Below are 7222 nucleotides of genomic sequence, written 5' to 3' on the forward strand. Positions count from 1 at the left end.
ATAGTGGACGTGGAGGCAATCGTAAGACTAGCCGAGTCAAAAGCTCGACTAGCGGTGTCCAACGAAGCGTCAAAAAAGAAAGGTTAGTAGCTTAGGCTATTATCTTGGAAGCTCGATGCCTTTAGGCGCGAGTAGTTCACAGACGTACAATAGGCCATTTTATCACTTTTGATGAACGGGAATAGGATGTGCCCGGGATAGAACCGATTGTTGCAAAGTACTGCGCTTAAAGCTGAACAATTGGAAAAATGATCCATTACTCAATACCTAGTTATGAGCGTAGGGTTTTTATTTTTTTTAATGGTGCTCATGCTTGGCTTCAATCTCATGAGTATAAATTAGACACCCCTTTTATACTTGTTAAGTTTAAGCTGTTTAAAAAAGTAAAAAGTAAAAAGTAAAAAGTAAAAAGTAAAAAGTAAAAAGTAAAAAGTAAAAAGTTTAGGTTTTAGTTCAAAGTTTGATCAAGATCATAAAATTATTTTTACAAAGTGGCTAATATTGTAGGTGCTAAAGAAGGAATGATAATGTTTGGACTTTTCAAGTGGTTTAAAATAGTGGTAATTACTCTGTTGCTTACGCAGCATGGCTTTGCTATTGCTAAACCAATGAATTGTGAAGAGCATCATAATGGCTCATCCGACACGCATATTATACAACCAAGCAAAAATATGCATCATCAATCAATGATTGACAATAGTCACTATCACACTGAAAATTCGCAAGATTCTAAAAACCGTCATGGTGATGAAGACTGTGAAAAATGTAAAGCTGGTGATTGTGTTTGTTGTGAAGGCGGTTTTTGTACAAGCTTTCATTTAAATGCCTATCTTGTGGAAGCGCAAGACGAAGGTATTTGCAATATTCATTCTGAGCTAATTCTACAGCGTACACCCCTACCAAAATCTGGTATCCATCTCTTACTTTATCGTCCACCAATTATTGGCTAATCACGGGAACAGTGCGTCTTTTTTTCGCCACTCCCATCAAAATAGAATGATTTTTTCATTGGTTTAAATAACCAATTGTTTTGAACGATTAGTACGATATTTGGAAAGGCATTATGAAAATGCTCAAACTATTGCTATTTACAGTACTTAATGCTGTCGATTTTGACCGAGATTTCTCTTTTACCAAAAAATTAGTTTTTAGCTTTTGCATTATTAATCACGAATAATCACTTGACCTGTGTCTTAGACACAGGTCTAAGCTGTAGGTGAGATTACAAACTTAGGTGAAGAACTAAGGAGTGAACATGAAAGTTGCAGAGCTGGCAAAAAGCCTTGGAACGACTGCTGATACGGTGCGCTATTACACCAGATTAGGATTGTTAAAACCAGCTAAGTCAGTGAACGGCTACAAGTCATACTCGAATAAAGAAGTATCGAGACTTAAATTCATTTTAAGTGCCAGAAACCTTGGTTTTTCCGTTGCAGATATCAAGGAAATTATTAATGAATCTGAAGATGGTAAAAGTGCGTGCCCATTAGTCAGAAGCCTGATCAAAGAGCGGCTTGAAGAAACAGAAAAGCAGTTTCAAGCAATGTTGGCACTTCGAGGAAAAATGTCTTCTGCGCTTTCTCAATGGGAAGAAATGGAAGACAAAGCACCGACTGCAAACATGGTTTGTCATCTCATCGAAAACTTTGAGCAAATTAAAAAAGCATAGGAGGAAAAAGGGTGGCTACTAACACAAATATAAAAACTGAATCAGGCTGTTGCTGTAAGGCAAAAGCTCAATCCTCTTCGTGTAAAAGTAAGGAGAATACGTTGGAGAAAGTATCACATAACCAACAGCTTATCATTGAAGGCGCTGGGTGTGCTAGCTGTGTAGGCAAAATTGAAGGGGCGTTGAAGGCAACTCTTGGAGTCGTCAGTGCGGAAATGAATTTTGCTGATAGGACAGTAACAGTTTATGGGACAGCTAAAACAGAAGAATTGATCAAAGCTGTTGAGTCAGTGGGGTATAACGCGAAGCCAATTGATGATAGCTCAGCAACAGATGCGCTTGATGAGAAAGAGGCGGCGGATTGGGCATATTACAAAAAGCTAATGCGCGATACGTTTATTGCCCTTTCACTCGGCGTTCCTTTGATGATCTACAGCATTGTGGTTGGAGAAATGACGGTTGAAACAAACCTTGAACGCATGTCTTGGCTGGTTGTAGGCATTTTAACTTTTGGTGTTATGTATTTTTCAGGTAAGCATTTTTATGTTGGCGCTTGGAAAAGCTTTAAAAACCACTCCGCTAATATGGACACTTTAATAGCTTTAGGAACAGGTACAGCTTGGGTGTATTCGATGGTTGTCGTGTTTGCACCTGACGCCGTTCCATTAATGGCACGGCATGTTTATTTTGAAGCTACCGCCATGATCATTGGCTTAATTGATTTAGGTCTGGCATTAGAAATAAAAGCCAGAGGTAAAACCTCTGAGGCCATTAAGCGTCTTATCGGCTTGCAGGCCAAAACGGCAACCGTAGTTCGTGATAGCAAAGAAGTTCAGATTGGTATTGAGCAGGTTTTACTTAACGATATTGTAAAGGTAAAACCGGGCGAAAAAATTCCCGTCGATGGTGTGGTATTGGAAGGGCACACCTCTATTGATGAGTCCATGCTGACAGGCGAGCCTATGCCTGTTGAAAAAGCCGAAGAAGATGAGGTTGTCGCTGGTACTTTGAACAAATCAGGCATGATTATGTTTAAAGCCACACGTGTTGGAAAAGACACGGCGCTTGCGCAAATCATCAATATGGTGAAACGAGCACAAAATTCTAAACCGCCGATTGGCCGCTTGGCTGATGTTATTTCAGCTTTTTTCGTTCCTGTTGTCATGATCATCTCTGTGTTAAGTGCGCTAGCATGGCTTAACTTTGGACCTGAGCCAGCAATTGCTTTTGCCATCGTATCAGCAACTACTGTACTCATTATTGCCTGCCCATGTGCTTTGGGCTTGGCAACGCCCATGTCTGTCATGGTCGGAGTAGGAAAGGCCGCAGAAGCAGGCGTGCTAATTCGAAACGGTGAGGCACTGCAAACCGCCTCTAAAATCACTGCCATGATTTTAGATAAAACGGGCACTATTACTGAAGGGGCACCTAAGGTAACCGATATTGTTTTAGCAAAAGCTACGGACGAAAAAGACGTACTACAGCTTGCTGCAAGTTTAGAGAGCGGCTCAGAGCACCCTTTAGCGCAAGCGATTGTTGAAAGTGCGTTAGATAAGGATATTGAGTTACTAAAAATTGAAGCGTTTAACGCCATTACGGGTTTTGGTGTAGAAGCAAACTGCAACAATAAAGCTCTGCTTTTCGGAAACGATAAACTAATGAAGTTAAAAGGCATAGACCTCACAGGCTTTGTTGAACAAGCGCAGTCTTTAGCCAAAGAAGCCAAAACACCTATGTACTTTGCTGTAGATGGTGAACTTGCAGCAATCATTGCTGTTGCAGATCCTATCAAGTCAGACTCAATCTCTGCTATCAAACGACTTCAGGCTAATGGTATACGCGTCATCATGTTAACGGGTGATAACAAGGAAACCGCTGCTGCTGTTGCCAAAAAAGCGGGTATTAGTGAGTTTCTTGCTGAAGTGCTGCCAGAAGATAAAGCCAACAAGGTGAAAGAGCTACAAGAAGGCGGCGAAATTGTTGGTATGACAGGAGATGGCATCAACGATGCTCCTGCGCTAGCGTTAGCCGATGTTGGCTTCGCCATAGGCACAGGGACTGATGTAGCTATCGAAAGTGCTGACATTACCCTAATGCGTGGTTCACTTCATGGCCTAGCTGATGCCATAGCGGTAAGCAAAGCTACTTTACGAAATATAAAACAAAACTTGTTTGGCGCGTTTGTCTATAACGTAGCCGGGATTCCTTTTGCTGCGGGGGTTCTATATCCCTTCTTTGGCATTCTGCTTAGCCCTGTAATTGCAGGTGCTGCAATGGCGTTTTCGTCATTGACTGTCGTGTCAAATGCAAATCGACTTCGCTTGTTTAAAGCAAAAGAGAATTAAGGAGAAACACGATGATGTTAATTAACTTATTAGGCTTAGTGTTAATCGCACTGATTGTTTGGTGGTTTTGGCTATACAAACCCAATAAAACAATTGTTCAAGGTAATGAAGTACTCATTGAAGTGAGGGATGGCGTGTATTCACCATCCTCAATCCAAGTGTCTGCTAGTCAACCTGTCACTCTGAAGTTTATGCGCAAAGATCAATCACCCTGCGCTGAAACAATGCTTATTCCATCATTGGAGATAAGCGAGCAGCTTAAATTAAATGAAATTACTCAAATTACCTTATTGAACTTATCACCGGGAGAGCATGAGTTTCATTGTCAGATGCAAATGTATCGCGGTGTCTTAAAGGTTGTTTAGGAGGGTTTATGAACATGAAAAAAGTGACCGCCATTTTCGATGAAATGGTGTTAACACGAGTAGAAGAGGCACTACTTTCACATGGCTATAAAGGCTTTACCATTCATAAAGCAACGGGCAGAGGTGCATATGCTGATACTTACAACAGAAATCACTAATCAGCACATATAGTTATGACAATTTATGTTGCTTTTGATGATGCAGAACATGTTGCTAAAGTTTTGCTTGATGCAGCGTATACCAACGTTGAAGGAGAAGGACTAGTTAGTATCTCCCCTGTGGATAATCTCTTCTGGATAAATTCTAAGTCTGAAGCTTCAGCGGAAGATTTAAGGTCAATAGGAGGCCAATATGAAAAATGAGCACCCTAAATTTTGGTCAACACCCACGGGTTGGGCTGCATTGGTGCTTATTGCCGCAGCCACCTATTTTTTAATCTTTGAACATGGACAGCATGTACTGCAATTTCTTCCTTATTTGATTTTATTGCTATGCCCGTTGATGCACGTATTTATGCATGGCAGTCATGGCAAACATGGCCACGATCATTCACATGCGCCTGATGAGAAAAAGGAAGAGAGCTTTCAAGAACTCACGGATAAAAATGCTGCCTATCGTGACGGCTACATACAAGGTTTAGAAGAAGGACGTAAGGAATCACATAAAAAGGAGAACAGTGATGAATGAGACATATGATTATGGCTTATGGTCAATGGTGATACTGAACTCAGCAATTTTTATCTTTTTTGCCTTTAGTTTTGTCAAACCAAAAACATCTACTGATTGGCGAAGCCTTGGAGCGTTCTCCGCCTTTATTGTTGCCCTATTTACTGAAATGTATGGCTTTCCTTTAACTATCTATTTTCTGTCGGGGTGGCTGACGGAGACCTATCCAGAAGTAAATTTCTTTGCGCATGAGAATGGGCATTTATTACATACTTTCTTTGGATTTCAAGGTGATGCCCATTGGGACCCATTTCATATAGTGAGTATGGTGTTTATTGTTGCAGGTTTCTTTATGTTGTCTTCAGCATGGAATGTATTGCATCACGCGCAAAAGCATCATCAATTGGCTACAACTGGATGGTATGCAAGGTGTCGCCACCCACAGTATGTAGCTTTCATTCTAATCATGTTCGGCTTTTTATTGCAGTGGCCGACAATCCCAACACTTGCGATGTTTCCGATCTTAGTCGTTGTTTACGTCAAGCTAGCGAAACGCGAAGAAGCACAAGCGATTGCTGAGTTTGGTTCGGAGTACCACAGGTATATGGAATCGACACCAAGTTGGATCCCAAATTTTAATAAAAGTGTAGAAGGTAAAAATCATGAAAACGTTAACTAAATCAATTTTATTTATTAGTTCACTACTGATAACCACTAGCTCATTTGCCCAAAACAATGAGCATAAACATGAAGGTGCGAACAAAGCTGATATGCATCAAGGCATGGCAATACCACATGAGAACATGGGAGAAATGCACAAAAAGATGATGGAAATGAAAAAGGAAGTCCATGCCATTAAAACTGAAAAAGATCCTGAAAAGCAACAGCAGATGATGGTTGAACATCACCGTTCAATGATGAAGATGATGCAATCCATGCACAAAAACATGGAAGAAATGCCAATGCATCAACAAATCAAGATGGCTGAACATCATTTAGAAATGATGGGGAACATGATGCCGCAGATGAACCGCAAAATGGAAGAAATGAAAGATAGCAATCAACAGCATTCACACAAACATTAGGAGAAAAATTATGAGCGATTTAGATCATAGAGTTGGCGTTAGAGAGCAAAATTTAGTTGTTCGAAATCTAAAGCTTAGCAATGTCACAGAAGAAAGCTGTGACGAGTTAGTAAAAGAAATAGATCAGCTTTTTGGTATAGATGAAGTTAGTTACAACATCAAAGAAGGTGAAATACACCTTGCCTATGATGCCGCAAACGTAAGCCTTGATGGGATTGAGGAGGTAATCCGTAAGTATGGCGCAGATGTTCATAATGATTGGTGGACACATACTAAAGAAAGTTACTATAAATTTGTTGATCAGAACATCAAAGATAACTCTGTTCATAAGCCTTGGAGTTGTCATCAAGCACCTTCGGGGGCTGGCCGGAAAAACAAATGAATTCATAAAAAAGTGTATAGATAATTAGTTAGTCAAATGAGGTAACAGTGATGAAAACACCCTATATAAAAGCTCTTTTATTGCTTACATTCGGTTTATATTTAGTGGGTTGTTCCAATACCACTTTTTATCATAAATACATGATGAGAGGTCAGGTAGTAGAAAGTTCTGATAATCGAACTCTAATCTGTATTGGTGCTAAGCATGGCGCAGAGGTTGGGCAAAAATACAGTGTTATTAGATTCCATGAAAGAATAGTATTGAGTGAAGGTGAAGATCCCTACACTATCGAAAAGGTAGGAACGGTACAAATTACTAAAATTGTGAATGATCATTTCGCAACTGTAAAGCTAGTGTCTGGTGACATTGCAGCGAAAGATATGGTGGAACTTGAAAACTAATAAAGTGGTGGCGAAAGCCACCACAAGAGCATAACAATAAAACTTAATGAAAAAACTTTAGTGTTATTTTGTACAACCTTTGAGATTGTTTGCTCAGTTCTGGTTATCTTGATGCCAGTACGACAGAAAAAATGTTACATATGAATTAGAAAGGTATGGGCTGGCATCCTAAATAGCTGTTCCAAATAGTAGATCACCCGAGGAAGGGAACTCAATGCGGTTTGCGCGATCAGATCAGTCGCCAAACATAACCAATCAACAACCGCATTGAGTATGAACAAAATAGCATTTTTATACGGCGCAGAAACC

General features: G+C 40.1%; 11 protein-coding genes. All 11 read left to right on the forward strand.

Annotation, left to right across the window (positions count from 1 at the left end; all coding sequences use genetic code 11):
- The first annotated feature begins 527 nt into the window (after window positions 1-527).
- The 11 genes from JIG41_RS13700 (at window position 528) to JIG41_RS13750 (ending at window position 6913) form a co-directional block, all read left to right on the forward strand.
- The gene (locus tag JIG41_RS13700; RefSeq protein WP_063529247.1) at window positions 528-950 is read left to right on the forward strand and encodes a hypothetical protein; all 423 of its coding nucleotides are present in this window, start codon (window positions 528-530) and stop codon (window positions 948-950) included.
- A 305-nt stretch (window positions 951-1255) separates the two neighbouring features.
- Complete coding sequence (locus JIG41_RS13705; protein ID WP_016708244.1) at window positions 1256-1669, forward strand: MerR family transcriptional regulator; 414 nt, start codon at window positions 1256-1258, stop codon at window positions 1667-1669.
- A 101-nt stretch (window positions 1670-1770) separates the two neighbouring features.
- Complete coding sequence (locus JIG41_RS13710) at window positions 1771-4014, forward strand: heavy metal translocating P-type ATPase (RefSeq protein ID WP_138558963.1); 2244 nt, start codon at window positions 1771-1773, stop codon at window positions 4012-4014.
- A gap of 11 nt (window positions 4015-4025) precedes the next feature.
- The gene (locus tag JIG41_RS13715; protein ID WP_063529848.1) at window positions 4026-4379 is read left to right on the forward strand and encodes a cupredoxin domain-containing protein; all 354 of its coding nucleotides are present in this window, start codon (window positions 4026-4028) and stop codon (window positions 4377-4379) included.
- Window positions 4380-4393: 14 nt separating this feature from the next.
- Entirely contained in the window at window positions 4394-4537 is a 144-nt protein-coding gene (locus JIG41_RS13720; protein WP_199524943.1) for a P-II family nitrogen regulator, read from the forward strand.
- A 15-nt stretch (window positions 4538-4552) separates the two neighbouring features.
- On the forward strand, window positions 4553-4741 hold the full coding sequence (locus JIG41_RS13725; RefSeq protein ID WP_199524944.1) for a hypothetical protein: 189 nt from the start codon (window positions 4553-4555) through the stop codon (window positions 4739-4741).
- Complete coding sequence (locus tag JIG41_RS13730) at window positions 4731-5066, forward strand: DUF2933 domain-containing protein (protein WP_063529849.1); 336 nt, start codon at window positions 4731-4733, stop codon at window positions 5064-5066. Before JIG41_RS13725 ends, JIG41_RS13730 begins: the two co-directional genes overlap by 11 nt.
- Window positions 5059-5724 carry an isoprenylcysteine carboxylmethyltransferase family protein gene (locus JIG41_RS13735; RefSeq protein ID WP_063529850.1) on the forward strand — a complete coding sequence of 222 codons (666 nt, stop codon included), beginning with the start codon at window positions 5059-5061 and terminating at the stop codon, window positions 5722-5724. Before JIG41_RS13730 ends, JIG41_RS13735 begins: the two co-directional genes overlap by 8 nt.
- The gene (locus JIG41_RS13740) at window positions 5708-6130 is read left to right on the forward strand and encodes a hypothetical protein (RefSeq protein WP_008467863.1); all 423 of its coding nucleotides are present in this window, start codon (window positions 5708-5710) and stop codon (window positions 6128-6130) included. Before JIG41_RS13735 ends, JIG41_RS13740 begins: the two co-directional genes overlap by 17 nt.
- A gap of 10 nt (window positions 6131-6140) precedes the next feature.
- Window positions 6141-6512, forward strand: coding sequence for a hypothetical protein (locus tag JIG41_RS13745; RefSeq protein WP_063529851.1), 372 nt, complete (start codon window positions 6141-6143; stop codon window positions 6510-6512).
- 50 nt (window positions 6513-6562) lie between these two features.
- Window positions 6563-6913, forward strand: coding sequence for a hypothetical protein (locus JIG41_RS13750; protein ID WP_004589646.1), 351 nt, complete (start codon window positions 6563-6565; stop codon window positions 6911-6913).
- The last annotated feature ends 309 nt before the right edge of the window (window positions 6914-7222 follow it).

This window comes from Pseudoalteromonas sp. bablab_jr011, assembly GCF_016464045.1.
In the GTDB taxonomy this organism is placed as follows: domain Bacteria; phylum Pseudomonadota; class Gammaproteobacteria; order Enterobacterales; family Alteromonadaceae; genus Pseudoalteromonas; species Pseudoalteromonas lipolytica.